This window comes from Geomonas sp. (assembly GCF_056994735.1).
Map to the genome: position 1 here is coordinate 12,223 of NZ_JBXKJL010000107.1, position 25,375 is coordinate 37,597.

Annotated in this window: 22 protein-coding genes, 1 tRNA gene and 1 other RNA gene; 21 read left to right on the forward strand and 3 right to left on the reverse strand. The window is 62.4% G+C overall.

The genetic code is table 11. The features are described from left to right. Positions 1 to 6: 6 nt before the first annotated feature. From AC11W3_RS05105 to AC11W3_RS05115, 3 genes are all read left to right on the forward strand, one after another. A complete protein-coding gene (locus AC11W3_RS05105; RefSeq protein ID WP_484089519.1) occupies positions 7 to 747 on the forward strand; it encodes a hypothetical protein in 741 nt (246 codons plus the stop codon). Between the two features lie 102 nt (positions 748 to 849). Further along, positions 850 to 2,655, forward strand: a complete 1,806-nt coding sequence (typA, locus tag AC11W3_RS05110) for a translational GTPase TypA (protein ID WP_484089520.1) — start codon at positions 850 to 852, stop codon at positions 2,653 to 2,655. 178 nt (positions 2,656 to 2,833) lie between these two features. Continuing rightward, positions 2,834 to 3,601, forward strand: coding sequence for an outer membrane protein assembly factor BamD (locus tag AC11W3_RS05115; protein ID WP_484089521.1), 768 nt, complete (start codon positions 2,834 to 2,836; stop codon positions 3,599 to 3,601). A gap of 110 nt (positions 3,602 to 3,711) precedes the next feature. Here AC11W3_RS05115 and AC11W3_RS05120 read toward each other — a convergent pair whose 3' ends face one another. Continuing rightward, positions 3,712 to 5,034 carry a sensor domain-containing diguanylate cyclase gene (locus AC11W3_RS05120; RefSeq protein ID WP_484089522.1) on the reverse strand — a complete coding sequence of 441 codons (1,323 nt, stop codon included), beginning with the start codon at positions 5,032 to 5,034 and terminating at the stop codon, positions 3,712 to 3,714. A gap of 168 nt (positions 5,035 to 5,202) precedes the next feature. On the opposite strand from AC11W3_RS05120, the gene AC11W3_RS05125 reads away from it, so the two are divergent. Further along, positions 5,203 to 5,739, forward strand: coding sequence for a DUF4337 domain-containing protein (locus tag AC11W3_RS05125; RefSeq protein WP_484089523.1), 537 nt, complete (start codon positions 5,203 to 5,205; stop codon positions 5,737 to 5,739). Positions 5,740 to 5,853: 114 nt separating this feature from the next. Here the strand turns inward: AC11W3_RS05125 and sucD are convergent, their stop codons facing one another. Both sucD and sucC read right to left on the reverse strand, forming a co-directional pair. Next, entirely contained in the window at positions 5,854 to 6,741 is an 888-nt protein-coding gene (gene sucD, locus AC11W3_RS05130; RefSeq protein WP_484089524.1) for a succinate--CoA ligase subunit alpha, read from the reverse strand. Between the two features lie 11 nt (positions 6,742 to 6,752). Beyond that, positions 6,753 to 7,913: an ADP-forming succinate--CoA ligase subunit beta gene (sucC, locus tag AC11W3_RS05135; protein WP_484089525.1), complete on the reverse strand. Its 1,161-nt coding sequence runs from the start codon at positions 7,911 to 7,913 to the stop codon at positions 6,753 to 6,755. A 346-nt stretch (positions 7,914 to 8,259) separates the two neighbouring features. On the opposite strand from sucC, the gene AC11W3_RS05140 reads away from it, so the two are divergent. The 17 genes from AC11W3_RS05140 (at position 8,260) to murG (ending at position 25,253) form a co-directional block, all read left to right on the forward strand. Next, the gene (locus AC11W3_RS05140) at positions 8,260 to 9,390 is read left to right on the forward strand and encodes a THUMP domain-containing class I SAM-dependent RNA methyltransferase (RefSeq protein WP_484089526.1); all 1,131 of its coding nucleotides are present in this window, start codon (positions 8,260 to 8,262) and stop codon (positions 9,388 to 9,390) included. Between the two features lie 136 nt (positions 9,391 to 9,526). Further along, a tRNA-Ile gene (locus AC11W3_RS05145) sits at positions 9,527 to 9,603 on the forward strand. Between the two features lie 121 nt (positions 9,604 to 9,724). After that, a complete protein-coding gene (locus AC11W3_RS05150) occupies positions 9,725 to 10,843 on the forward strand; it encodes a Nif3-like dinuclear metal center hexameric protein (RefSeq protein ID WP_484089527.1) in 1,119 nt (372 codons plus the stop codon). Between the two features lie 45 nt (positions 10,844 to 10,888). Next, complete coding sequence (locus AC11W3_RS05155; RefSeq protein ID WP_484089528.1) at positions 10,889 to 11,605, forward strand: zinc ribbon domain-containing protein; 717 nt, start codon at positions 10,889 to 10,891, stop codon at positions 11,603 to 11,605. An 80-nt stretch (positions 11,606 to 11,685) separates the two neighbouring features. Beyond that, an RNA gene (gene rnpB / locus AC11W3_RS05160) (RNase P RNA component class A) lies at positions 11,686 to 12,091 on the forward strand. A gap of 257 nt (positions 12,092 to 12,348) precedes the next feature. After that, complete coding sequence (locus AC11W3_RS05165; protein ID WP_484089529.1) at positions 12,349 to 12,852, forward strand: hypothetical protein; 504 nt, start codon at positions 12,349 to 12,351, stop codon at positions 12,850 to 12,852. A 35-nt stretch (positions 12,853 to 12,887) separates the two neighbouring features. Further along, complete coding sequence (locus AC11W3_RS05170; protein WP_484089530.1) at positions 12,888 to 13,208, forward strand: hypothetical protein; 321 nt, start codon at positions 12,888 to 12,890, stop codon at positions 13,206 to 13,208. 368 nt (positions 13,209 to 13,576) lie between these two features. Continuing rightward, complete coding sequence (gene mraZ / locus AC11W3_RS05175) at positions 13,577 to 14,059, forward strand: division/cell wall cluster transcriptional repressor MraZ (protein ID WP_484089531.1); 483 nt, start codon at positions 13,577 to 13,579, stop codon at positions 14,057 to 14,059. After that, positions 14,060 to 15,001, forward strand: coding sequence for a 16S rRNA (cytosine(1402)-N(4))-methyltransferase RsmH (gene rsmH / locus AC11W3_RS05180; RefSeq protein ID WP_484089532.1), 942 nt, complete (start codon positions 14,060 to 14,062; stop codon positions 14,999 to 15,001). Positions 15,002 to 15,013: 12 nt separating this feature from the next. Next, on the forward strand, positions 15,014 to 15,349 hold the full coding sequence (ftsL, locus tag AC11W3_RS05185; RefSeq protein ID WP_484089533.1) for a cell division protein FtsL: 336 nt from the start codon (positions 15,014 to 15,016) through the stop codon (positions 15,347 to 15,349). Beyond that, on the forward strand, positions 15,346 to 17,316 hold the full coding sequence (locus AC11W3_RS05190; RefSeq protein ID WP_484089534.1) for a penicillin-binding protein: 1,971 nt from the start codon (positions 15,346 to 15,348) through the stop codon (positions 17,314 to 17,316). The genes ftsL and AC11W3_RS05190 overlap by 4 nt, the downstream gene beginning before the upstream one ends. Before the next feature lie 16 nt (positions 17,317 to 17,332). After that, positions 17,333 to 18,850 carry a UDP-N-acetylmuramoyl-L-alanyl-D-glutamate--2,6-diaminopimelate ligase gene (locus AC11W3_RS05195; RefSeq protein WP_484089535.1) on the forward strand — a complete coding sequence of 506 codons (1,518 nt, stop codon included), beginning with the start codon at positions 17,333 to 17,335 and terminating at the stop codon, positions 18,848 to 18,850. Positions 18,851 to 19,032: 182 nt separating this feature from the next. Then, positions 19,033 to 20,436: a UDP-N-acetylmuramoyl-tripeptide--D-alanyl-D-alanine ligase gene (locus tag AC11W3_RS05200; protein ID WP_484089536.1), complete on the forward strand. Its 1,404-nt coding sequence runs from the start codon at positions 19,033 to 19,035 to the stop codon at positions 20,434 to 20,436. After that, entirely contained in the window at positions 20,436 to 21,512 is a 1,077-nt protein-coding gene (gene mraY / locus AC11W3_RS05205; protein ID WP_484089537.1) for a phospho-N-acetylmuramoyl-pentapeptide-transferase, read from the forward strand. Before AC11W3_RS05200 ends, mraY begins: the two co-directional genes overlap by 1 nt. Before the next feature lie 191 nt (positions 21,513 to 21,703). Then, complete coding sequence (gene murD, locus AC11W3_RS05210; RefSeq protein ID WP_484089538.1) at positions 21,704 to 23,071, forward strand: UDP-N-acetylmuramoyl-L-alanine--D-glutamate ligase; 1,368 nt, start codon at positions 21,704 to 21,706, stop codon at positions 23,069 to 23,071. Between the two features lie 32 nt (positions 23,072 to 23,103). Next, complete coding sequence (gene ftsW, locus AC11W3_RS05215; RefSeq protein ID WP_484089547.1) at positions 23,104 to 24,171, forward strand: putative lipid II flippase FtsW; 1,068 nt, start codon at positions 23,104 to 23,106, stop codon at positions 24,169 to 24,171. Continuing rightward, positions 24,168 to 25,253, forward strand: coding sequence for an undecaprenyldiphospho-muramoylpentapeptide beta-N-acetylglucosaminyltransferase (murG, locus tag AC11W3_RS05220; RefSeq protein ID WP_484089539.1), 1,086 nt, complete (start codon positions 24,168 to 24,170; stop codon positions 25,251 to 25,253). The genes ftsW and murG overlap by 4 nt, the downstream gene beginning before the upstream one ends. Positions 25,254 to 25,375 lie beyond the last annotated feature (122 nt).

The following is a 25,375-nucleotide window of genomic DNA, read 5'->3' on the forward strand; positions in this document are numbered from 1 at the left end:
TCCACGATGTACAATTTCATAATTTCCGGAGCCGCAGCGCTCCTCGCCTTTTTCCTGGTCACCATCCCCGCCGGCTTTCACTACTGGTGGGCCGGCCTGTTGGCCGCCCTGGTGATCTTCGCCGGGTGCTTCCTGATCATCGCGCGCATCGTCACCAAGAAGCTGCAGGACATGATGGAGCCTGCCATGAAGGACATCCAGGCCCAGCGCTTCGACAAAGGGATCCGCGACCTCAAGGAGGCGCTCAAGTACGCCAAGTGGCAGATCTACGTGGAGAGCCAGATCAACGCCGCCATCGGCATGGTCTATTACGTCAGGCGGGATTTCAAGACCGCCTTCCCGTACCTCGAGAAGGGCTTCTTCAAGAACTGGGTGACCATGGGGATGCTCGCCGTCACCTACATGAAGAGGAACAAGATCGACAAGATGAAGGAGACCTTCGACAAGGCGGTCATCGCCTCGCCCAAGGAGTCGCTCCTCTGGAGTCTTTATGCCTACTGCCTGAACGAGATCGGCGAAAACGTGAAGGCCTGCGAGACCCTCTCCAAGGGGCTCTCCAAGCTCCCCGGCGACGAGAACATCAGGCAGAACCTGGAGCTTTGCCGGGAAGGGAAGAAGCTGAAGATGAAGAACTACGGCGAGATGTGGCTGCAGTTCCACCTCGAGCCGATCGGGGTCATTCAGAAGCAGGCCATGGCCAAGCAGATGGCGATGATGGGGAAAAGGCCGCGCGTTATCAGAAAATAGCTTGTAAAATCCGGCCACAAATGTCATATTGAGCTGTTTTAAAGACGGGCGCTCTGCTCGTCTTTTCATTTTAGGAAGTGTAAAGCTAAGGAGCTCCAGTACATGCAGGAGAAGATCAGAAACATAGCCATTATCGCCCACGTCGACCACGGCAAGACCACCCTCGTCGACGCTATGCTTAAACAATCCGGCGTCTTCCGGGAAAACGAAGCCATTACCGAACGGGTCATGGACTCCAACGACCTGGAAAAAGAGCGCGGCATCACCATCCTCGCCAAGAACCTGAGCATCCACCACGGCGGCTACAAGATCAACATCGTCGATACCCCGGGCCACGCCGACTTCGGCGGCGAGGTTGAGCGCGTGCTGAAGATGGTCGACTCCGTCCTGCTGCTGGTGGACGCCCTCGACGGCCCCATGCCGCAGACCCGTTTCGTCCTCAAGAAGTCCCTCGACCTGGGCCTTCGCCCGATCGTCGTCATCAACAAGGTGGACCGCCCTGGGGCGCGTCCCGCCGAGGTGGTCGACATGGTATTCGACCTCTTCTGCGAACTGCAGGCCTCCGACGCGCAGCTCGATTTCGCCATCTGCTACACCAGCGCGAAGATGGGCTATGCGATGCGGGAGATGGAGCAGCCTTCCGAGAACATGGAGCCGCTCTTCGAGCTGATCAAGGACAACGTCCATCCGCCGGAAGGGGACGTCAACGCGCCCTTCCAGCTCCTGGTCACCAACATCGACTACAACGACTACATCGGACGCATCGCCACCGGCAAGATCTTCAACGGCAAGGTAACCGCCGGCGAGACGGTGGCCTTGATCAAGCGTGACGGCAGCATCTCCAAGGGCCGGGTCACCAAGCTTTTGGGGTACGAAGGCCTGAAGCAGGTCGATATCGCCGAGGCCTTCACCGGCGACATCGTCACCATCGCCGGTTTCACCGAAGTCGGTATCGGCGAGACGCTCGCTTCGGCTGAAACTCCGATCGCGCTCCCCTACGTGGCCATCGACGAGCCGACCCTCTCCATGAACTTCATCGTCAACAACTCGCCGTTCGCGGGGCGCGAGGGGAAGCTGGTCACCTCGAGAAACATCCGCGAGCGCCTCGACCGGGAGCTGAGGACCAACGTCTCTCTGCGCGTCGAGGATACCGGCACCGCGGACACCTTCCAGGTCTCGGGACGCGGCGAGCTGCACCTCTCCATCCTGATCGAGAACATGCGCCGTGAAGGTTTCGAGATGGCGGTCTCCAAGCCCGAGGTCATCATGCGGGAGGTTGACGGCAAGAAGTACGAGCCTATGGAATACCTGGTGGTCGACGTCCTCTCCGAGTATCAGGGGGTCATCATCGAGCGGATGGGACCGCGGAAGGGGGAGATGGTTGCCATGACGCCGATGGGCGAGACCGTCCGCCTCGAGTTCATCGTCCCCGCCCGCGGCCTGATCGGCCTGCGCGGCGAGTTCCTCACCGAGAGCAGGGGAACCGCGGTCATCACGCACACCTTCCACGAGTACGCGCCTTACAAGGGCGAGATCCCGGGGAGGAAGAACGGCGTGCTGATCGCCATGGAGCAGGGCGAGACCACGGCTTACTCGCTGGACGCCCTCCAGCCGCGCGGCATCCTCTTCCTGGGCGCCGGCGTCGAAGTCTACGGCGGCATGATCATCGGTCAGCATGCCAAGGACAACGACCTCGAGGTGAACCCCTGCAAAGGGAAGAAACTCACCAACGTGCGCGCCTCCGGCACCGACGATGCGATCAAGCTCACACCGCCGCGTCTGCTGACGCTCGAGCAGGCGCTTGAGTTCATCGACGAGGACGAACTCGTCGAGGTGACCCCAAGCTCCATCAGGCTCAGGAAGAAGGAGCTCGACCCCAACAAGCGCAAGCGTCTGAACAGAGGCTAAGACGTTCCCCATCGCCCCGTGAGAGGTCTGGGGTGAGGGGTTGGCTACCAGCGATGGCGGCCTCCCCTCACCCTGACTCTCTCCCCCGGGGAGAGGCCTGAATTATCCCCCTTTGCTAAAGAGGGACTTTCCAATACAATGAGCTCCGCGTCAAGTTTCCGCTAATAGGAGTCCTGTCATGTCTTTGCGAGCCCTGCGATACGTCACCGTGTGCTGCGCCTTTTCCCTGCTGGCCTCCTGCGCTTCCGCGCCGCCGCCGGTGAAGAGCGCCGAGACCTACTTCAAGGAAGCCGAGGCCGCCTACGCCTCACGCAACTACGATGAAGCCATCGCCGACTTCAAGAAGGTCAAGGAGGCGTACAGCTCCAATGATCTGACCACGCAGGCCGAGCTGAAGATTGCCGACGCCCATTACGCCAACAAGTCCTACATCGAGGCCGCCGCGGCCTACGAAGACTTCCGCAAGCTCCATCCCACCAATCCGAAGGCCCCTTACGCGCTCTACCGCGCCGGACTCAGCCATTACCACCAGATCACCGGGATAGACGTAGACCAGACTCCGGTCAAGAACGCCGTCGTTACCCTCGAGTCCTTCCTGAATCAGTACCAGGATTCGCAGTATGCTCCGGAGGTGCGGGAGAAGCTGGCCGACTGCCGCCTGAAGCAGCTGGAGTATGAGAACTACGTGGGGAACTTCTACCTCAGGACCGGGAAGTACCAGTCGTCGATCAAGCGGCTGAACGAGGCGCTGGTTCGCTTCAGGAACTCACCGAAGCTCGACGAGACTTTGTTCCTGCTTGGGAAGGCTTATCTCGAGGCGGGGGAGGTAGCGCAGGGCAGGGCGATGCTGGCGAGGCTGGCCAAGGAGTATCCGGCAAGCCCGCTGAACGAGAAGGCGCAGCACCTGATGCGAGGCTTCGCCGGCTACTCGTCGAGGCACAGCTGAGATTGGATCGGCTGGGGAAGTCCAGGTCTATCAAGGCAGCATGGTCTGTAGGAGCGCCTTTCCAGGCGCGAACCGGTCCGTAAGGCCGCTCATAGCTAAACTACGTGGTGTCACGTGATAGGTACAGGAAGTCCCGTGATCTTCCAGGAGGGCTGGGGGCTCGGCGCATTGGCATATTTGCCGGCGCTGCGCCCTTTTTTTTGCCTGTACATCCGCTGGTCGGCGATGCGCCAGGCCGCCATCAGCTCCTCTCCGCTGTGGGCGGTCGCGGCACCGATGGAAAGGCTCAACGGATTTCCTTCGTGCTCCAGGTTGCTCAGGATCAGGTGCTGCTGGAGCCGCTCCATCGCTTCCTTGAGCGCCACTTCGTCGGTGTTGGGAAGGAGCGCGGCGAATTCGTCACCGCCGATGCGGGCGGCCACATCCTCCCTGCGGAAGGCTCCCTTCAGGACCTCTGCCGTTTTCCTGAGGAGCTCATCTCCCGCAGCGTGCCCTAGCTGGTCGTTCGTTTCCTTCAGCCTGTCCACATCCGCCATCACTATGCTGACCGGGAACTTCCTCCCTTTTTTCAGCCTGTCCATCTCCTCGTCGAAGTAGGCCCGGTTGTAGATGCCGGTCAGCATGTCATGGGTGCTCAGGTAGCGCAGCCTGCTTTCCGAGCGCTTCCTTTCCGAGATGTCGAGCAGGGCGCCGACCACGCCCCCTACCGAGCTGTCAGAGTTGTTGAAAACGGCGCTGTAGAAGATGACGTCGCGGTTTTCGCCCCCCGCACAGGTGATGGTGGCCTCGAAGGAATGAGGGCCAGAGCCGGTGTCCAGCTCCTCCTCTCCCCGGGAGTAGAGTTGGGCCAGGTCCGGCGGCAGGATGTCGTAGATGCTCTTATTGATGATCTCGCCCCGCTTCAGCCCGAGCTGCTCCTCGAAGGCCCGGTTGCACCCGAGGTAGAGGCCGTTGGGATCGTTGTAGAAGATAGGGGTGGGGAGGGTGTCGATCAGCACCTGGATGAAGTCCAGCTTGTCCCGGAGCTCTTTCTCCGCGCGCCGGTTCTCCGCGCGCAGGGCAGCCTCCGCCAGCTCCCTCTTCACCGCCGGCACCAGGCGCGACAGGTTCCCTTTCAGCAGGAAGTCATCGGCCCCGGCACGCATCGCTTCCGCTGCGGCCTCTTCGCCCACCTTGCCTGAAAGCATGATGAAAGGCGTGTCCTGCCCCTTCCCCCTGACGATCCCGAGCGCGGAGAGGCCGCCGAAGCCGGGCATGGCGTAGTCGCAGATCACCAGGTCCCACGTCGAGTTGTCCAGGGCGTCCCGCAGCGCCTTCGCGCTGTCCACCCGCCGGAACTGGACGTCATAGCCCCCCTTCTCCAGCTCCCTGATGATAAGCTGGGCGTCCTCAGTCGCATCTTCGACTATTAATGCCCTGAGCAGGGTTTCCATTCAACTCTCCATGGGGATAGAAAAGCAGGGACTTCCATGTTTATCCCGCAGTCAGAAACGCTATATACCTTATCATGGCCGAAAGCTTCTGCAATGGGCGCCAAAATGGTGGAGGATGTTTGGTTGTTTTGTGTATAATGGCCCGACTATAAAACGTAGGGAGGAACTATGGCTGAAGAAAAAAAAGAACCATGGCTCAACTGGCTTGCATTGACAACTATCATCCTTGCTGTCTGCGCGACGATGGCGACATTCAAAGGAGGAGGCTTTTCGACCCGTTCCGTCCTGAGTCAGACCCAGGCATCGGATCAATGGGCCTTCTTCCAGTCAAAGAGCATCAAGGGCTACCTCTATGAGATGCAGAAAGACCAGCTGGAGATGCAGTTAAAGACTATCGGTAATTCAATCCCGCCGGCGCTTGCCGACGAATACCGGCGCAAGCTAGATGGCTATTCCGCGAAGATCGCCAAGTACGAAGCCGAGAAGGCCAAGATCCAGGCCGACGCGAAGAGGCTCGAGACGATCAGGGACGAGGCCCAGCTGCATTCGAAGGCCTTCGGCATGGCCGTCATTTTCCTGCAGATAGCGATACTGTTCTCCTCGGTGGCGGCCCTGTTGAAGAAGAAGTACATCTGGGTCCTGGGCGTAATCGTCGGCGCCTGCGGCATCGTCGAGTTCATCAACGGCTTCCTGCTCTTTATGTGACCCTTCCCGATACCATCTCCCCTCCGTGGACATCTCCCCCTCCCCTAACGGGGGGTGGGGGGGCGGTGACTTCACCTCAGCCGCGCACGGCTCTCAGCCGTCCCGCTCCCCTTCTCAAATACTGGGCGGCCCCCCCTTCATCAGCTCCAGCATGGTAGAGCCCATCTTCGTCGGGCTCGGCGATACGGCGACCCCCGCATCGGAAAGAGCCTTGATCTTGTCCTCAGCCCGCCCCTTGCCCCCGGTGATGATGGCGCCTGCATGTCCCATCCGTTTCCCCTGGGGGGCCGTGACCCCGGCGATGAAGGCAGCCACCGGCTTCTTCATGTGCTCCTTGATCCAGTAGGCCGCTTCCTCCTCGGCGCCGCCGCCGATCTCGCCTATCATGAAGACGCCGTCGGTATCGGGGTCCTCGTTGAAAAGCCGCAGCACGTCGATGAACTTCATGCCGATAATGGGGTCGCCGCCGATGCCGACACAGGTCGACTGGCCCAGCCCCGCGTCGCTGATCTGCTTGACCGCCTCGTAGGTGAGGGTGCCGCTGCGCGAGACCACTCCGATGCGGCCGGCCTTGTGGATGTAGCCGGGCATGATGCCGACCTTGCATTGCCCCGGGGTGATCACACCCGGACAGTTCGGCCCTACCAGCCTTGTGGAACTGCTCTCCTGTACGTGGCGGGCCAGCACCATGTCTCTCACCGGGATCCCTTCGGTGATGCAGACGGCGAGTTGCAGCCCGGCGTCGCAGGCCTCGAGGATGGCATCGGCGGCTCCCGGAGGCGGGACGAAGATCATGGAGACGTTGGCGCTGGTGTAGCGCACCGCCTCCTCCACGGTATTGAAGACCGGAATCCCTTCGATGTGGATCCCGCCTTTGCCGGGAGTGACTCCGGCCACAATCTTGGTGCCGTAATCCCGGCACATCTGCGTATGGAAGAGCCCGCTCCTCCCGGTGATCCCTTGCACCACCACCCGCGAATCGTTATTGATCAGTATCGCCATCTTTTCCCCCGCTACCCTTTGACCATGGAGACGATCCTTGAGGCGCCGTCGCCGAGGTTGTCGGCGGACTCGACGTTGAGGCCGGACTCGGCCAGGAGCCTTTTGCCCTCCTCGACCTGACTGCCGTCCATCCGCACCACGATCGGGAGGGTGCAGTTCATTTCACCCGCCGCCTCGATGATCCCCTGCGCGATGACATCGCAGCGCATGATCCCGCCGAAGATGTTGACGAAGACCCCTTTGGCGTCGCTGTCCTCCAGGATGATCTTGAAGGCTTCCGCCACCTTCTCCCGTGTCGCACCGCCGCCGACATCGAGGAAGTTCGCCGGCTCGCCGCCGTACTCCTTCAGAACGTCCAGGGTCGCCATGGCGAGACCTGCGCCGTTCACCATGCAGCCGATGTTGCCGTGGAGCTTGATATAGGAGAGGTCGTACTTCCCGGCGTTGATCTCCAGCGTGTCGAGCTGCGAGTAGTCCATCATGTCGGGATACTCGTGGTGCCGGAAGACAGCGTTGTCATCGAAGCTGATCTTCGCGTCCATGGCGAGGAGCCAGCCGGCCCTGGTGACGACCAGGGGGTTGATCTCCACCAGGAAGCAGTCCTTCTCCAGGCAGAGCCGGTACAGGTTCAGCATGAGGACCACGCAGTCCTCGCAGATGCTCCCGGTTAGCCCGAGCTTCAGGGCCAGTTTTCTGGCCTGGTAAGGACGCAGCCCGGTGGCCGGGTCGATGTTGAACATGTGGATCTTTTCGGGACTGCGGCGCGCCACCTCCTCGATCTCCACCCCCCCTTCGGCGCTGGCGATCAGGCAGTAGCGCGAGGTGCCGCGATCGAGGGTGATGGAGAGGTAGAATTCCCGCGCGATCTCCACGGCCTCCTCCACCAGGATCCTGCGCACCTTGAGCCCCTCCGGCCCGGTCTGCGGCGTCACCAGCCTCTTCCCGAAGAGCTCCTTTCCGAGTTCCTGGGCCTGTTCGGGGTGGTGGACCACCTTGACGCCTCCCCCCTTTCCCCTGCCGCCGGCATAGATCTGCGCCTTCACCACGCAGTGCCCCCCCAACTCCTTGGCCGCGCGCTCGACCTGGTCCGAGGTGAGCGCCACTCTGCCGCGCGGTACGGGAATGGAGTAGACGGAGAGAATTTCCTTGGCCTGATACTCATGAATGTTCATGCCTGATCCCTCTTACTTGGAGTGATAACCAAAGGAATTTTTATCATGAATGGTCCTGATGGCAAGCCGCGGTGAGAACTTTTTCACCGTAATTGTCGGGAGGGTCAATCTGATTGAGCGAGGAGTGGCGGCAGCCGGGGCCTCATCATTTACATTGCCCCGGGGGGGCGGGAAAGTGTATAGTTCTCATGAGTGAAGCAGTCGGCACATCTTCAACTTCCCCCGGCCCTCTTCCCGGCCGGCCCATGACCGTAGGAGCGCCCTTCCGGGCGCGAACGGTACGCACGCGGTCGCGGCGGGGATGGCTCTCCCAATAATCAACATTCTGTCTATCCCGGAGTTTTTAATGACACAGCAGCATTTCTTCGCGACCACCGCCAAGGGGGTGGAAGAGGTCCTGGCCGCCGAACTGTCGGCGCTGGGCGCTTCCGACGTCACCGCCGAAGGCGGAGGGGTTCGTTTCAGCGGCGGCATGGAAGCCGCCTACCGCGCCAACCTCTGGCTGCGCACCGCCAGCCGCGTCCTGATGCCCGTGGCGGAATTCGCCTGTGAGACCCCGGAAGAGCTCTACCAGGGAGTGCGGACGGGTGCCTGGCACGAGTACCTGACCCCGGCCCTGACCCTGGCCGTCGATTGCAACCTCAGGGACTCGGCCCTCACCCACTCAGGCTTCGTGGCGCTGAAAAGCAAGGATGCCATCGTCGACGTGCTGCGCGACCGCTTCGGAAGCCGGCCCAACGTCGACACCAAGGACCCCGATGTGCGGGTCAACGTGAGGCTCTTCAGGAACCGCTGCACCGTAAGCCTCGATACCTCCGGGATGCCGCTCGACCGCCGGGGGTACCGGCTGGACAGGCACGAGGCCCCGCTCAAGGAGAACCTGGCCGCGGCACTGGTCGAGCTTTCCGGCTGGGATGGCAGCGTCCCCTTCGTCGATCCCATGTGCGGCACCGGGACCATCGCCATCGAGGCGGCGCTGAAGGCCCTGAAGATCCCGCCCGGGCTCTTGCGTGACGGTTTCGGGTTCCAACGCTGGCCCGGGTTCGATCGCAGCCTGTGGGAGCATCTGGTGGCCGAGGCTCGCGGAGGGATGCTCTCCTCCCTTCCGGCCCCGGTGCTCGGTTCGGACATCTCTCATTCCGCCATCGCCATGGCTCACCAGAACGCGCGGCGGGCCGGGGTAGGTGAGCTGATTAGGCTGGAGCGCGGTGCCATGGGCGAGCTCATCCCGCCGCCCGGGCCGGGCGTGATGGTCCTCAATCCTCCGTACGGCAAGAGGCTTGGCGAGGAAGAGGCCCTGAAGCCGCTGTACAAGGAGGTCGGCGACGTCCTCAAACAGCGCTGCAAGGGGTACACCGCCTATCTCTTCACCGGCAACCTGCAGCTGGCCAAGTCGGTGGGGCTGAAGGCGGCGAGGAGGATCGTGCTGTACAACGGCCCCATCGAGTGCAGACTCCTCAAGTACGAGATGTATTGAGAGCCCATGACACGGGGCGAGGGTGCGGAATTGCCCGGAGTGCGGGATAATCATGTGATGACCGGCTCCCGGCTTGTCATTAAAATTGTCCCTTGACAGCATGTGCCTTTTAACCTATAGTTAAATTTCGCTTTTCGGGCCTATAGCTCAGTTGGTTAGAGCTACCGGCTCATAACCGGTCGGTCCCAGGTTCGAGTCCTGGTGGGCCCACCACCCTCAACAATTAGGATGATGTGGGGATGCCCTTAAAGCACCTGGTCAGACGAAAGAATACACGTAAAGTGGAGAGAAAGAGTGCACACCAAGCGGTTGCACTCTTTTTCTTTTGTGCGCGATGATAACTCCAAGAGTTTCAGATATACTCGGAATTACTAACAAAATTGCTCCTTCGGGCTTTGCCGAATCCTGGGACAATGTGGGGCTGCAGCTCGGCGACCCCGTTCGCCAGGTCTCGCGGATCATGGTGGCCCTCGACCCGGGCGCACCCGCCGTCGAGGCCGCGATCCAGAGACAGTGCCAGCTGCTGGTCACACACCACCCCTTCATCTTCACCCCGCTGAAAAAGATCTCCACCACCGACGAAACCGGCCGCCTGGCCATAATCGCCATCAAGAACGACCTCTCCATCATCTCGCTGCACACCAACTACGATATTGCCCAAGGTGGAGTGAACGACCTGCTGGCGGAGCTTCTCGGCCTTCAGGAAACCGTACCCCTCAGGGTCACCGGGTCTGATGAGTTCCTGAAGATGGCGACTTTTGTCCCGCACGGATACGAGGAGAAGCTGCTCGACGCGCTTTCGCCCTGGATGGCCCCCATGGGGAACTACCGGGATTGCTCCTTCCAGGGAGACGGAGTGGGAAGGTTCAGGGCGCTGGAGGGAGCCCGGCCCTTCGTCGGGACGGTCGGGGTGCTGCACCAGGAGAAAGAGAGCCGTCTGGAGTTCCTCCTCCCGAAGGAGCGGCTGACTCCGGCCGTGGCGGCGTTGAAAAACGCCCACCCTTACGAGGAGCCGGCCTTCGACATCTACCCCGTCCTCAACCGTGGCGAGTCCCGCGGGCTTGGAAGGCTGGGTGTGCTCCCGGAGCCGACCACTGCGGGAGAGTACGCTCAGGTCGTGAAAGGAGCCCTCGGCGCGGCCGGGGTGCGACTGGTCGGTGAGCCGGGACGGCGGGTGAAGAAAATAGCTATTTGCGGCGGCAGCGGAGCCTCGCTCCTTCATGAAGCGGTACGTAAGGGGGCGGATCTGCTGGTGACTGGAGACGTGAAGTATCATGAAGCGCGGGAGGCCGAGTCGCTCGGCCTGGCCATTGTCGATGCAGGGCACTTCGCTACCGAAGTCCCGATGGTCAGGGGGCTTTCCGCCGCCCTGAAAGGTGCACTGGAAGCAAAGAGGCTGGAAACAGAAGTTATCGAGTACCAGGGAGAGCGGGATCCTTTCAGCTTCATGTAAGGCCGCTCTTATTTTCATACTAAGAGTCGTTTGGGGAGGCAGATTTTGCGTAACAAGCTGAAGTCGTTATACGAGTTGCAGGAGATCGACCTGAGGATTGACGGTCTGGACAACGAGAAAGGGCAGCTGCTGGATGCATCGCAGGCCCTGGAAGCCAAGCTGGTCGAGGCGCGGGAGAAGATTGCCACACGCCGCGAAGAAGTCGAGGCCCTCGGCGAGGAAAAGGCCGCCCTTGATGCGAACCTCGCCACCGAGAGCGAGAATATCGCCCGTTCCGAGTCTCATCTCAAGGAGATCAAGACCCAGAAGGAATATCAGGCGGTTTCCAAGGAAATCTCCACCGCGAAGAAGATGATCGCCGAGCTGGAGGATCAGATCCTGCAGAAGATCAACTCGATCGAGGAGATCAACGCCGATATCGCCAAGAAAGAGTCCGATCTCCACGAGCTCGAGGAGAACGTGGCAACCCAGCAGGCCGAGCTGCAGGGTAAGGTCGATGCGCTGGAATCCGGTATCGCGGCGGACGTTGCCACCCGTGAGGAGACCGTGAAGGTCCTCTCCGCCTCGGTGATGAAGCGCTACAGCAAGCTGCGCGACCAGAGAAGGGGCGTGGCCGTCGTCGAGGCCAGGGAAGGGAACTGCATGGGGTGCAACATGCACCTGCCGCCGCAGCTCTACAACACCCTCTTCCGCGCCGACGACGTGATCACCTGCCCGCACTGCCAGCGCATCCTGATCATGCGCCAGGAGATCGAAGGCTAGAGATCGATCCCCCCCCTCGACGGGCCTGCGCCCTGAAGCGCTACGGCGCGCGGGCGGGAGGGGATATGAAGGTTTTGGTCGAAGCAGACCAGATGGCCGCCGCCCTCACGGGGGGAGGAAAGTCCGGGCTCCACAGGGCATGGTGCTGGATAACGTCCAGCGGGGGTGACCCCAGGGAAAGTGCCACAGAGAGAAGTCCGCCCGCCAAAGCTATAGTCGAAACAGGCTCGCCTGCCGAAGCTTTAGCGAAGGCAGGTAAGGGTGAAAGGGTGAGGTAAGAGCTCACCGGGTCCGGCGGTGACGCCGGATGCCAGGTAAACCCCACCAGGAGCAAGACCAAATAGGGAAGCGTTAAGGACGGCCCGTCCGTGCTTCCGGGTTGGTTGCTTGAGGCCGCCGGCAACGGCGCTCCTAGATGAATGACCATCGCCCGCATCCGGGTAACCGGCTGCGGGAACAGAACCCGGCTTACGGGCTGCTTCGGCCAATTTTTTACCCCGTCTCCTCCTGTCCTCCCTTCCGGTAATCGGGGAGGGAAGACGGGAGAAGTACGAATCCGCGGCCCCCTTCAGCGAGGGGGAGTTCAAACAATGCAGGGACGGTGCTGCCGGGTTCCCCCTCCGTACATCTTCAGAGATTGAAAAGAGTCGCCGCTGCGCTGGCAGGATGTCTTGCCATGCAGGCCGCTGTTGATGCCTGTATGGCTTTTTTTGTGCCGCGGCGGGATGAGGTTATGGGCTTCGATGAGCCTTGAAAAGCAGTGGCATGACGAGGTCCGGCGCGTTACGCGGGCTTATGAGCTTGTTGACGAATCCGCGCGCGAAAAGGTGCGGGCTCTCTGCTCGTCGCTGATGGCGCGCAAGGAAGCCATGCAGGAGCTGGCGGCGAGGGTGGATGCTTCCACGCATTGCGCCTCCTGTGGCGGGGCCTGCTGCGTCAAGGGTAAGTACCACTTCACCCCGGTCGATCTGCTGGCCTACCTGGTGGCCGGAAAGCCGCTCTTCACGCCTCTTTTCGATAACGGCCTCTGTCCCTACCTGGGCGAGGCGGGGTGCCTGATGCCGCCGGGGCACCGGCCGTTCAACTGCATCACCTTCAACTGCGAGGTGATCGAGGACCGCCTCTCGCCGGACGAGGTCTCGCGCTTCTACCGGCTGGAGCGGGAACTGAGGCTCAACTACGCGGAGCTGCGCTCGATCTTCCGCGACAGGGCGATTGACGGCGCCCTTTTGAAGGGCACGCCTTGACATATATGATCAATACCACTCGGAGGACGAAGTAGATGGCCACCATTCACGACCTCGTGCTTGCACATATCGATAATAAGCCCGCCTTCTACGCCAGGATCGAGGACATCACTCCCGACGTGAAGCCCGGATGGTGGAAAGTGAAGCTGCTGGTGCTCACCGTTCCGCTGCAGATCTACACCTGGATCCTGGACGAAAGCCAGGTCAACGGCGCCCCCTTCACCATGGGGGAGACGCCGATCATGCTGGAGAAGGTCGTTTCACCCGAGCCCCCGACCAAGCCGCTGGCGCCGGTCAGCAAGGGCGGTTCCAAGAAGGGGGGGAATGTCGTCTCCCTCTTCGACCGAAAGAAGTAGTGACACCGGGAGCCTAGCTACGGGGTGCCACAAACCTTTTTGCGCCCTCCCTCACCCCTGCCCCTGAGGGGTGAGAGAGGGGTAGCAAACCGCAAAGTTGCCCATGCAGAATCTTCCTTCCCGTCCCAACCTCCACTTTCCCCGCTGCAAGGCTTTTCCCGATTTGACGTTTTTAACATCCCGAAATAACTGTCCTATTTACCACTGCCTGCCGCTCCCCTGGTAACGCTCGTTAAACCCTTGGAAAATCTCCAAAAAATTCCCTTTCTGCGGATAATTTTGCCTTGACATCACTCTTGCCCTCCCGTATAGTTCCAGCGGAAAGTGGTATAAAGTGGTATAAAGTGGCAATCGGTGCCGGAGAAAAGATGTTCAGAGGAAAGTTCGATACGACGATCGACGCCAAGGGGCGCACCAGTATTCCCGCGAAATTTCGCGAGGTTCTGCTCGACTCCTATGGCGACGAGCGCTTTTTCCTCACCAAGTCGAGTCCCGTCCGCCTCGCCGGCGGCCAGGTCTGCTACGGCCTGGCCATCTACCCCTACAACGATTTCCTCGCCCTCGAAGAAAGACTCAAGGACGGCAGCGGCCTGGGGCTCAGCATCGCCGAGCTGGCCGCCGTCAAGCGCACCATACTGGTTCCGGCCGTGGAATGCACCGCCGACAAGCTCGGCCGCGTGCTGGTGCCGAGCGACCTGAGGAAGACCGCCCAGCTGGAGCGCGAAATCCATTTCGTGGGCATGCAGAACAAGGTCGACATATACAGCCAGGCCGTCTGGGCCAAGGTCTGCGAGCAGGACGAGCAGAACTTCCCCGTCGACTCGGCCGCCCTTGCCGGGCTGGGGCTCTAGATGGAGGACTTCCACCACATATCGGTCATGCCCGGCGAGGTGCTGGAGGCGCTCTCGCCCCGCCCGGGCGGGATCTACGTCGACGGCACCCTGGGGGGCGCGGGGCATGCCGGGCTCATCCTTACCGCCAGCGCACCCGACGGGGTGCTGATCGGCTTCGATCGGGATGCCGAAGCGATAGCGGCCGCAGGTCAGAGGCTCGCCTCCTTTGGCGATCGCGCCAGGCTCTTCCAGAGGAACTTCGCCCGCATCGCCGAGACCCTCTCGGAGATCGGCGTCAAAGAGATCGACGGCTTCATCCTCGACCTGGGCGTCTCCTCTCACCAGCTGGACCGGGAGGAGCGGGGCTTCAGCTTCATGAACGACGCGCCCCTGGACATGCGCATGGACAGGAGCAGCGGCCCGAGCGCGGCCGACCTGGTCAATGAGCTGCCCGAGGCCGAGCTCTTCAGGATCATCTCGGAGTACGGAGAGGAGCGCTGGGCCAAGAGGGTCGCCTCCTTCATCGTCAAGGCCAGGGAAGAGCGCGCCATCGAGACCACGCTGGAACTGGTCGATATCGTGAAGGGCGCCATCCCCAAGGCGAAATGGGAGGAGCGCCTGCACCCGGCAACCAGGACCTTCCAGGCCCTGCGGATCGCGGTGAACGAGGAGCTGAAGAGCCTGGAGGACGGGCTCGCCGACCTGCTCAAGCTGCTGCGCAAGGGGGGGCGTGGTGCGGTGATCTCCTTCCACTCCCTGGAGGACCGGATCGTCAAGGAGAGCTTCCGCGCGGCCGCCACCGGCTGCAGCTGTCCCAAAAATTTGCCCATCTGCGTCTGCGGAAAGGTCCCGCAGTGCAAGGTGGTTACCGGGAAGCCGCTGCGCGCGAAGGAAGAAGAAGTGGCGGGCAACCCGCGGGCCCGCAGCGCGAAGCTTCGGGTAGTGGAAAAGATAATCTAGAGGGGTTTCATCATGGCACAGAGCAAGGTTGCTTACGGCAAGGTTGCCGCACCGGCTGGAGTCGGCGCAGTTGCTCGCGAAAACTTGGTCAGCTTTCCGTATCTGACGGGAGTCATGGTGCTCCTGACGCTGGTCTCGGTTTTTCACGTCTGGTCGCGGGTTGAGGTCGTCGACCTGAACCTGAGGATATCGGAGGCCGCCCGGCAGGTGAAGGAAGAGCAGCAGGAGAACAAGCGGCTGAGGGTTGAGGTCGCCTCACTCAAGACACCCGCCAGGATCGAGGCGGTCGCCAAGGGTGAACTCGGAATGGCGCTTCCGACGGACCAGCAGGTGGTTGTTATCAAGTGATTGAAAGCCGGGAGAAATGGGCCAGGGTGCGGATGCGCTTTGTGGCCCTGCTGTTCGTCATCGTATTCGTGCTGACCGCCGGGCGGGCCCTGTACCTGCAGGTGTTCCAGAAGGACCGGCTGGTCAAGCTGGCTGAAAAGCAGCATCAAAGGATCGTGCCGCTCACCCCGGGGAGGGGGGCGATCTACGACCGCAACAACGCGCCGCTGGCCGTATCCATCGAGATGGACTCCTGCTACGCCGAGACCCGCAACCTGGAGAGCATTCCCGAGGCTGCGGCGAAGCTGGCCCCGCTGCTCGGTTACAGCGAACCGGAGCTGGCGGCCAAGCTCAAGGCCAGCCGCAACTTCGTCTGGCTGGCCCGCAGGATGCCTCCCGAGCAGGCCAGGAAGGTCCGGGACCTGGAGCTGGATGGTATCGGCTTCGTCAAGGAGAGCAAACGATTCTATCCCAACTCCGAGGTAGCCGCTCATGTGGTAGGCTTTACCGGTGTCGATCCCGGCGGGCTCGAGGGGGTGGAAAAGAAGTACGACCCGGTGATCCTCGGAAACACCGGGTTCCTGGTCACGGAGCGAGACGCCCTCGGGCGCGACATCGACCTGAAGAAGGGGAGCGAGGGGAAGGCCGGATCCAAGGGGAGCAACGTCGTGCTCACCCTGGACAAGAACATCCAGTACATCACCGAGAAGGAACTGGCCAAGGCGGTCGAGAAGAACGGGGCCAAGGCGGGCATCGCCATCGTGATGGAGCCGGATACCGGGCGGGTGCTGGCCATGGCCAACTACCCGACCTTCAACCCGAACAGCTACTTCAAGTACGGGCCAGGAGACCTGAGAAACCGCGCCATCTCCGACAGCTTCGAGCCGGGGTCCACTTTCAAGATATTCCTGGTGGCCTCGGCACTCGACAGCCATGTGATCCGGGCCGGAGACTTCTTCAACTGCGAGAACGGCAGCTACAGCTACTCCGGCAGGACCATACACGATACGCACCCGTACGCGTCCCTGAGCGTACCGCAGATACTGAAGTACTCGAGCAACATCGGGGCCGCCAAGATAGGGACCCGGCTCGGTTCCGAGAGGCTGTACGCGGCGCTGACCGGTTTCGGCTTCGGCGAGAAGAGCGATGTCGATCTGCCGGGAGAGGCGGGAGGGATGCTCCGGCCGCAATCGAAGTGGTACCCCATCGACCTGGCCACCATCTCCTTCGGGCAGGGGGTGACCGCGACGGCGCTGCAGATCACCACCGCGGTCTCGGCGGTGGCCAACGGCGGGAACCTGATGAAGCCGTACCTGGTGGAGCGGATCACCGATGATGACGGAGACGTGCTGAAGCAGTTCGGGCCGCAGGTCAGGAAACGGGTGATCTCCGAGCAGACGGCCAAAACCGTGGCGCAGATGCTGGAAGGTGTTGTAGACGAGGGTGGAACCGGAACGAGCGCGGCGGTCGACGGCTACCGCGTGGCGGGGAAGACCGGCACCGCCCAGAAGGTCGATGCCGCCACCCGCGGCTACTCCGCCCGCAAGCGCACCGCGTCCTTCGTAGGCTTCGTGCCGCTGGAGAAGCCCAGGCTCACCATCCTGGTCGTGGTTGACGAACCGACGACCAGCCCCTACGGCGGGGTGGTGGCGGCCCCGGCCTTCAGCGCCATCGCCCAGCAGGCCCTTTGTTACCTGAAGGTGCCGCCCGGGAAGAGCACGAAGAAGAGACCGGAGCCGGTGGAGGCGAAGGCCGCACCGAAGCCGGAGCCGCAGGCCGCCGAGGGGGGCATCGTCGAGGGAAGCGATGCCGGGGCGATGCCGAATTTCCGGGGGATGAGCATGCGGCAGGTGCTGCGGATCATGGAGAAGCGCGGCCTCAATGTCAAATTGCAGGGAAGCGGGAGGGCGGTAGAGCAGCACCCGGCGCCGGGGAGCCCGATCAATACCCAGGAAGAGGTCTGGGTCAGGTTCGTGCCTGCGGCATGAGTGCGATGGGGGAATCATGAAACTCGCGGAACTTCTGGGGTGCCTTGAAGGGGCCCGGGTCACCGGCGACAGCGATCTCGAGATAGAGGGACTCTATTACGATTCGCGGCAGGTGAAGCCCGGTGGGCTCTTTTTCGCGCTGCGGGGAGTAAAGGTCGACGGCGCCGTCTTTGTGGACGCCGCGGTAAAGGGTGGGGCGGTCGCCGTCGTTGCGGACCGCCCTTGCGCCGTTGCGGGGGTCACCCTGGTCGAGGTCCCCGATGCCAGGCTCGCCATGTCGCTTTTGGCCGCCCGCTTCTACGGCGACCCGACCGCGGGCATCCCCACCATAGGGATCACCGGAACCAACGGGAAGACCACCACCACCTACCTGATCGAGGGGATCCTCGAGCGGGCAGGCATCCCCAGCGCGGTGCTGGGAACCATCAGCTACCGCTTCGGCGAGACCGAGATTCCCGCCCCGAACACCACCCCCGAGTCCGTGGACCTGCAGCGGACGCTGCGGGAACTGGTCGACCTGGGGGCGCGCGGCGTGGTGATGGAGGTATCCTCGCACAGCCTCGAGCAGCACCGGGCTGACGGCTGCATCTTCGATGTCTCGGTCTTCACCAACCTGACCCGCGATCATCTCGACTACCACCACGACATGGAGTCGTACTTCGGCAGCAAGATGAGGCTCTTCACCGAGCTCCTCGCTCCCGACGCGGTCAAGCCGACCCGGCACGCGGTGGTCAATGTCGACGACGCCTACGGCAAGAGGATCGCGGAGGGCGCGGCCGCACCGGTCCTGACCTACGCGGTGGAGGGGGAGGCGGACCTGAAGGTGGCCGAGGTCGAGTTCTCGGTGCACGGGATCTGCTGCCGTCTCAATACTCCGCGGGGCGAGCTCTCGCTCTCGTCGGATCTCCTGGGGCGCTTCAATCTCTACAACATCCTGGCAGCGGTCGGTACCGGGCTGGCCCTGGGCCTGCCGGATTCGGCCATCAGGGAAGGGATCGAGGGGCACAAGAAGGTCCCGGGGCGGCTGGAGCGGGTGGCGAACGACAAGGGGATCACGGTGCTGGTCGATTACGCCCACACCGGAGACGCTCTCGAGAACGTGCTGGCCACGGTCTCGGAGCTGAAGACCAACCGGATCATCACCATCTTCGGCTGCGGCGGCGACCGCGACAAGGGCAAGCGACCGGTTATGGGGGAGATCGCCGCACGTTACAGCGACCTCGCCATCATCACCTCCGACAACCCCCGCACCGAGGACCCCTTCGCCATACTGGAGGACGTCCGGGCCGGGGTCCTTCCGCTCAATCTGCGGGAGTACAGCGCGGAGGAACTGGCAGAAGGCTTCAGCGAGAAGGGATACGCCGCCATCGAATCGAGGCACGACGCGGTCCGGGTGGCGATCAAGGCCGCCGGGCCCGGCGATATCGTGCTTCTGGCAGGAAAGGGGCACGAGGATTACCAGATCGTGGGGACCGAGAAGCACCACTTCGACGACCGGGAAGAGGCGGCCGAAGCGCTCAAGTTGAGGGGCTAAGGACAAGACGCCCCCTTTGGAAAGCGGTATCTGGAACGGGCGCAAGAAATCCCCCCGCCCCCTTTTACAAAGGGGAGAGAAAATATTCGTCCAGTAGTTGAGAAATAGACCACACGGCAGGTGAGAGTTTGAGTAAGGGTTCGGCGCCGCAGGCGCCAAGAGTCAATAGAGGACAAATCGCGATGTTCACCCTGAAGGAGATAGCCGAGGCGACCGGCGGCACGATGTCGGGAGACCCGGGGGCTCATGCCGCCGGCGTTTCCACCGACTCACGGCAGGTCGCCCCAGGCCAGCTTTTCGTAGCCCTCAGGGGGGACCGCTTCGATGGCCATGATTTCGTTGCCGCCGCCGCGCAGAAGGGTGTAGCTCTCTTCGTGGTCGATAGCAACTGGGCCGGGGCCCATGAACTTCCGGCCGGGACATCGGCGGTAGTGGTCCCGGACACACTGAAGGCGCTGGGCGATCTTGCCCGGTGGCACCGTCACCGTTTCCAGATCAAGGTGGTGGCGGTGACCGGCAGTAACGGCAAGACCACCACCAAGGAGATGCTGGCCGGCATCCTGACCCAGACCGGACCGGGCCTGAAGACGGAGGGGAACCTCAACAACCTGATCGGCCTTCCGCTGACCTTGCTGAGGTTGACCGGACGCGAGAGGTGGGCCGTGGTGGAACTCGGCATGAGCGCCTTCGGCGAAATCGACCGGTTGGCAGAGATTGCCGACCCCGACGTCGGCATCATCACCAACGCCTTCCCGGCCCATCTCGAGACCCTGGGGAGCGTGGAAGGGGTGGCCAAGGCCAAGGGGGAGCTCTTCCTGCGCCTCAAGCAGGGGAGCTACGCGGTGTACAACGTCGACGACCCTCTGATCGCCAGATGCCCCACCCGCCTCAACGTCACTCGCCTCACCTTCGGGCTCCGCGGTGCCGAGGTGAGCAGCGCCTCGATCAAGAGCCTGGGGAAGACGGGAGAGAGCTTCGTGCTGCGCTTGCCCCACGAGGAGCAGCCGATACACCTTCATGCCTTTGGCCGGCACAACATCTACAACGCCCTGGCGGCGGCCGCGGCCGCGCACGCGATGGGTGTTCCCGGCGAGGTGATCCGCCAGGGGCTCGAGGAATTCAGGCCTTATGACAAGCGCTTCCAGCTGGAAGAGGTGGGGGGTGTGATCCTGATTGACGATAGCTATAACGCCAACCCGGCATCGATGGCGGCGGCGCTCAGCACCCTGAAGGAACTCTGCCGGGACGGGCGGGGGGTCGCGGTCCTGGGCGACATGCTGGAACTGGGGGCGGGGACCGAGGAGGCCCACCGTGAACTGGGCCGGCTGGCGGCGGGATGCATAGAACGCCTCTACGTCCTGGGAGATATGGCTAATGAGGTCGCCAAAGGGGCGGCCGAGGGCGGGCTTTCCGCGGAAGATCTGCTGGTGGCCAGCGATCACGAGGAGATCTCGCGCGAACTGCTGAGCTGGCTCAAGCCCGGCGACTGCGTCCTCTTCAAGGGGTCGCGCGGCATGAGAATGGAGCGGGTGGCCCAGGCGGTGCGGGCAGCGCTTCCGACCCTGGTGAAGGGGGGACATAACTGATGCTGTACCATTTCCTCTTTCCTCTCGCCTCGAGCTACAAGCTCTTCAACGTATTCAAATACCTGACCTTCAGGACCATCTATGCGATGATCACGGCGCTGGTCCTTTCCTTCATCGTCGGGCCGTGGGTGATCCGGAGGCTGGAGAAGCTCCAGGCCCGCCAGGTGATCCGCACCGACGGCCCGGAGTCCCACCTGAAGAAGCAGGGAACGCCGACCATGGGCGGGGTGCTGATCCTGGTCTGCATCGTGCTCCCGACGCTGCTCTGGGCCGACCTGAAGAACGTCTTCATCTGGCTGACGCTCTTCATTATCGTCGGCTACGGCCTGCTGGGCTTTGCCGACGATTACAAGAAGGTGGTGGAGAAGAACCCGAAGGGGCTCTCGCCGCGCCAGAAGATGTTCTGGCAGGTGCTGCTCGCCGGTGGCGTCGGGATCTTCCTCTACAACCTCCCCGGCTTCTCGACCGAGCTCTTCCTCCCGTTCTTCAAGCGGGTGCATCCGGAGATGGGACTCCTCTTCATCCCGTTCGTGACCCTGGTCATCGTAGGCGCCAGCAACGCCGTCAACCTCACCGACGGCCTGGACGGCCTGGCCATCGGTCCGGTCGCGATCAACGCCGCGACCTACATGCTCTTCTGCTATATCGCGGGCAATGCGAAACTCTCCGCCTACCTGCAGATCCCGTACGTTCCCGGAGCCGGCGAGCTCGCCGTCCTTTGCGGGGCACTGGTCGGCGCCGGCCTCGGCTTTCTCTGGTACAACTCCTATCCGGCAGAGGTCTTCATGGGCGATGTCGGCTCACTCTCCCTGGGCGGCGGGCTCGGGACCTTGGCGGTCCTTACCAAGCAGGAGATACTCCTGGTGATCGTGGGCGGGGTCTTCGTGGTGGAGGCGCTCTCGGTCATATTCCAGGTCGGCTCCTACAAGTATCGCGGCAAGCGGATTTTCAGGATGGCGCCGATCCATCACCACTTCGAGCTGAAGGGCGTGGCGGAGCCGAAGATCATCGTCAGGTTCTGGATCATCACCATCATCCTGGCGCTGGTGGCCATCTCCACGCTGAAGATGCGCTGACGGGGAAGACGGAAAAAAGTTCGCACTCTTAGCGATTTCTCACCCCGGGCAGGTTTTTTTTCAGGTAGTATGGGTGCCGTTTTTTTCAACCCAGACTGCCTGAGTTGGATACAGCCCCCTCTCCTTCGCACTCCACCCTCCCCGCTGGAGGGGGAGGACGCGAAAGGGAATCGGAATCAGGAAAGGTAACAATGGAATTAGCAGGTAAGAAAATATTGGTGGTAGGTCTGGCCCGCACCGGGGTCGCCGTGGCACGCTTCCTGGTCAACGCCGGCGCCCAGGTCACCGTCACCGACATGCGCGATGAGGAGGCCCTGGCCGATACCCTGGCAGAGCTCTCCGACCTGGAGATCGATTTCGAACTCGGGCGTCACGTCCCCTTCTCCTTCCTGATGGCGGACCTGATCGTGGTGAGCCCCGGCGTCCCCATGGACATCAAGCCGCTGGAAATGGCCCGCTCGCAGAAGCGGCGCGTGGTGAGCGAGGTCGAGCTTGCCTCCTGGTTCATCAAGGCCCCCATGGTCGCCATCACCGGCACCAACGGCAAGACCACCACTACCACCCTGACCGGCGAGATCTTCGGCGCCTGCGGGTACAACACCTTCGTCGGCGGCAACATCGGCAACCCCCTGATCGAGCTGGCCATCAGCGGCGAGGAGGTCGACCGGGTGGTGGTCGAGCTCTCCTCCTTCCAGCTCGAAGGGGTGGAAAGCTTCCGGCCGCACGTGGCGGTGCTCCTTAACCTGACCGAGGACCACCTCGACCGCTACCACAGCTTCCAGGAGTACATCGACGCCAAGCTGCGCATCTTCGAGAACCAGACCGCCGACGACTACGCAGTCCTCAACATAGACGACCCGCTGGTCGCAGCCTGCGCCGAAAAGGAGAAGATCAAGGCCAAGGTCTTCCCGATGAGCCGCCTGCGCGAGCTGGAAGAGGGCATCAGCTGCCGTGACGGATTCATCACCTTCTCCCACAACGGCAAGGTGCTCTCCTTCGGGACCGAGGGTTTCCTCCTCAAGGGGGTGCACAACCTCGACAACATCATGGCCAGCCTGGCCGCAACCCTGCTGATGCGCTGCGACGGCGACTGCGCCTATGCCGCGGTCAAGGCCTTCAAAGGCCTGCCGCACCGCATGGAGTTCGTGGCCGAGATCGGCGGCGTCGCCTGGTACGAGGACAGCAAGGGCACCAACGTGGGGAGTGTGGTCAAGTCGCTGGAAAGCTTCGACTCCGGCATCACGTTGATCGCCGGAGGGAAGGACAAGGGTGGCTCGTACGAGCCCCTGGCGCAGCTGGTGTCGGACAGGGTCAGCCACCTGGTTCTGATCGGAGAAGCCAAGGCCCGGATGAAGGAGGCCCTGGGATCCCTCACCGACACTCACGAGACCGAGACCCTCGAGGAAGCGGTGGCGCTGGCCCATCGGCTGACCGAGCCGGGTGGGGTGGTGCTCTTCTCCCCCGCCTGCTCGAGCTTTGACATGTTCAAGGATTATGCGGAGCGGGCGGAGCGTTTCAAGGCCGCGGTCAGGTCACTGGCACCCAAGGAGGGGGCGTGAAGCGTGTCGAAGGGTTCGACATCATCGTCTTAATGATGGCGGTGATCCTCACCTGCTTCGGCGTCGTCATGGTCTACTCCGCCTCTTCAGTCATGGCGGCCAAGAAGTTCCATGACGGGTTCTACTTTCTGAAAAGGCAGTCCCTCTACGCGCTGGTCGGTTTCACCTGCATGGCCGTGGCCATGCAGGTCGACTACCACCTCTGGAAAAGGGTGGCGGTCCCCCTCTTCTTCACCTGCTTCTTCCTCCTGCTGCTGGTCTTCGTGCCGGGGATCGGCGGGACCGCCAAGGGGGCGTCGCGCTGGATCAGGCTGCCGGGCTTCAACTTCCAGCCCTCGGAGCTGGCCAAGGTTGCGCTGATCATCTACATGGCCTACTCGCTGGACAAGAGGCAGGAGAAACTCAAGCAGTTCGCGGCGGGTTTTTTTCCGTACCTGCTGATCCTGGGGGTCTTCATCGCGGTCCTTCTGAAGCAGCATGACATGGGAGCCGCCATGACCATGGGGACGGTCGCCATCGTCATGCTCTTCGCCGCCGGGACCAGGGTCCAGTACATCCTGGGGATGGGGCTGGTGGCCCTGCCGGGTGTCTGCTACCTGGTCTTCACCGAGGCGTACCGCATGAGGCGCATCACGGCCTTCCTCGACCCGTGGCAGGACCCGACCGACGCCGGCTTCCAGATCATCCAGTCCTGGCTGGCCCTTGGCACAGGCGGCATCTTCGGCCAGGGGCTGGGAGAGGGCAAGCAGAAGCTCTTCTACCTGCCGGAGGCGCACACCGACTTCATCCTCTCGGTCTGCGGCGAGGAATTGGGGTTCATCGGTGTAGTGGTCATCGCCTCGATGTTCCTGTTGCTGGTGCAGAGGAGCATCCGGGTGGCCATCGCCGCCGAGGACAACTTCGGTCGCTTCCTGGCTTTCGGGATCGCCGTCCTGATCGGACTCGAGGCATTCATCAACATGGCGGTCGTCACCGGCATGCTGCCGACCAAGGGATTGGCTCTCCCCTTCCTGAGCTATGGCGGCAGCTCCCTCATCATCACGCTCTGCGCGATTGGAGTACTTTTGAACGTATCGACCAAGATGAAGGGGGCGCAATGAGGCTGATCATCGCAGGGGGCGGGACCGGTGGTCACCTCTTTCCCGGTATTGCGGTGGCCGAGGAGTTCCTGGCCAGGGCGCCGGAGAACGAGGTCCTTTTCGTCGGCACCAGAAACGGCATCGAGGCGCGCCTCCTCCCCAAGCTCGGCTACAAGCTGGCAACGATTTCGGCCAGCGGCATGAAGGGAATGGGGACCGCCAGAAAGTTGATGAGCGCCGGCCGTCTCATTTACGGCTATTCACAATCGCGGAAGATCCTGAAAGAGTTCAAGCCCGACCTGGTTCTGGGGGTCGGCGGTTATGCCTCGGCGCCGCTGGTGCTGGCTGCGCGCGGGATGGGGATCACCCGCTTCATTCATGAGCAAAACGCGGTCCCCGGGATCACCAACAAGGTCCTCGGGCGCATCGTGGACGGAGTCTTCATCTCCATGCCGGAAGCGGAGGGGTTCTTCAACAGGAAGATCACCCTGATGACCGGCAACCCGATCCGCAAGGAGATCCTCTGGAGCTTCCACGAGCGGACCCCCAGCGCAGGTGGCGGCTTCAGCCTGCTGGTCTTCGGTGGGAGCGCGGGGGCGCACCGGATCAACACCGCGCTGATCGAGGCGCTGCCCCACCTGGAGAGCGTCAAGCACAGGTTACACATCACGCACCAGACGGGCGAGAAGGACGTCGAGCAGGTAAGGCAGGGGTATCAGGCTCGGGGTTTCCGGGCGCAGGTGACGCCCTTCATCGACAACATGTCCGCGGCCTACGGTACCGCCGACCTGGTCATCTGCCGTGCCGGTGCCACCACCATCGCCGAGATCACCGCCTGCGGCAAGGCTTGCATCTTCATCCCTTACCCGTACGCGGCGGACGACCACCAGAGGAAGAACGCCGAATCGCTCCTGAACAGGGGGGCCGGCCTGATGATCACGGAGGACGACCTGACCGGAGAGCGGCTGGCGGCGGAGATCCTTTCGCTGATCGAGGAGCCGGAGAAGATCGAGGAGATCGAGAGGCATGCCAGGAGTCTCGCGCAGCTGGACGCGGCGCAGGCCATTGTGGCTGCCATGGTGGAGAAGGTTACGAAGAGCTAAGGCAAATCCCCCCTGTCCCCCCTTTGACAAGGGGGGGACGTCAGGGTGCTTTGACATGAGGACGTTGGGCTCCTCCGACAGGGAACATAGAGAACCACGTTGGGCCCGCAGAAGATGAGGAC

Excerpts from the sequence above, each read along its gene's own strand:
- AC11W3_RS05105 (WP_484089519.1), top strand. The coding sequence starts at position 7 with ATGTACAATTTCATAATTTCCGGAGCCGCAGCGCTCCTCGCCTTTTTC.
- typA (WP_484089520.1), top strand. The coding sequence starts at position 850 with ATGCAGGAGAAGATCAGAAACATAGCCATTATCGCCCACGTCGACCAC.
- AC11W3_RS05115 (WP_484089521.1), top strand. The coding sequence starts at position 2,834 with ATGTCTTTGCGAGCCCTGCGATACGTCACCGTGTGCTGCGCCTTTTCC.
- AC11W3_RS05120 (WP_484089522.1), bottom strand. The coding sequence starts at position 5,034 with ATGGAAACCCTGCTCAGGGCATTAATAGTCGAAGATGCGACTGAGGAC.
- AC11W3_RS05125 (WP_484089523.1), top strand. The coding sequence starts at position 5,203 with ATGGCTGAAGAAAAAAAAGAACCATGGCTCAACTGGCTTGCATTGACA.
- sucD (WP_484089524.1), bottom strand. The coding sequence starts at position 6,741 with ATGGCGATACTGATCAATAACGATTCGCGGGTGGTGGTGCAAGGGATC.
- sucC (WP_484089525.1), bottom strand. The coding sequence starts at position 7,913 with ATGAACATTCATGAGTATCAGGCCAAGGAAATTCTCTCCGTCTACTCC.
- AC11W3_RS05140 (WP_484089526.1), top strand. The coding sequence starts at position 8,260 with ATGACACAGCAGCATTTCTTCGCGACCACCGCCAAGGGGGTGGAAGAG.
- AC11W3_RS05150 (WP_484089527.1), top strand. The coding sequence starts at position 9,725 with ATGATAACTCCAAGAGTTTCAGATATACTCGGAATTACTAACAAAATT.
- AC11W3_RS05165 (WP_484089529.1), top strand. The coding sequence starts at position 12,349 with ATGAGCCTTGAAAAGCAGTGGCATGACGAGGTCCGGCGCGTTACGCGG.
- AC11W3_RS05170 (WP_484089530.1), top strand. The coding sequence starts at position 12,888 with ATGGCCACCATTCACGACCTCGTGCTTGCACATATCGATAATAAGCCC.
- mraZ (WP_484089531.1), top strand. The coding sequence starts at position 13,577 with ATGTTCAGAGGAAAGTTCGATACGACGATCGACGCCAAGGGGCGCACC.
- rsmH (WP_484089532.1), top strand. The coding sequence starts at position 14,060 with ATGGAGGACTTCCACCACATATCGGTCATGCCCGGCGAGGTGCTGGAG.
- ftsL (WP_484089533.1), top strand. The coding sequence starts at position 15,014 with ATGGCACAGAGCAAGGTTGCTTACGGCAAGGTTGCCGCACCGGCTGGA.
- AC11W3_RS05195 (WP_484089535.1), top strand. The coding sequence starts at position 17,333 with ATGAAACTCGCGGAACTTCTGGGGTGCCTTGAAGGGGCCCGGGTCACC.
- AC11W3_RS05200 (WP_484089536.1), top strand. The coding sequence starts at position 19,033 with ATGTTCACCCTGAAGGAGATAGCCGAGGCGACCGGCGGCACGATGTCG.
- mraY (WP_484089537.1), top strand. The coding sequence starts at position 20,436 with ATGCTGTACCATTTCCTCTTTCCTCTCGCCTCGAGCTACAAGCTCTTC.
- murD (WP_484089538.1), top strand. The coding sequence starts at position 21,704 with ATGGAATTAGCAGGTAAGAAAATATTGGTGGTAGGTCTGGCCCGCACC.
- ftsW (WP_484089547.1), top strand. The coding sequence starts at position 23,104 with ATGATGGCGGTGATCCTCACCTGCTTCGGCGTCGTCATGGTCTACTCC.
- murG (WP_484089539.1), top strand. The coding sequence starts at position 24,168 with ATGAGGCTGATCATCGCAGGGGGCGGGACCGGTGGTCACCTCTTTCCC.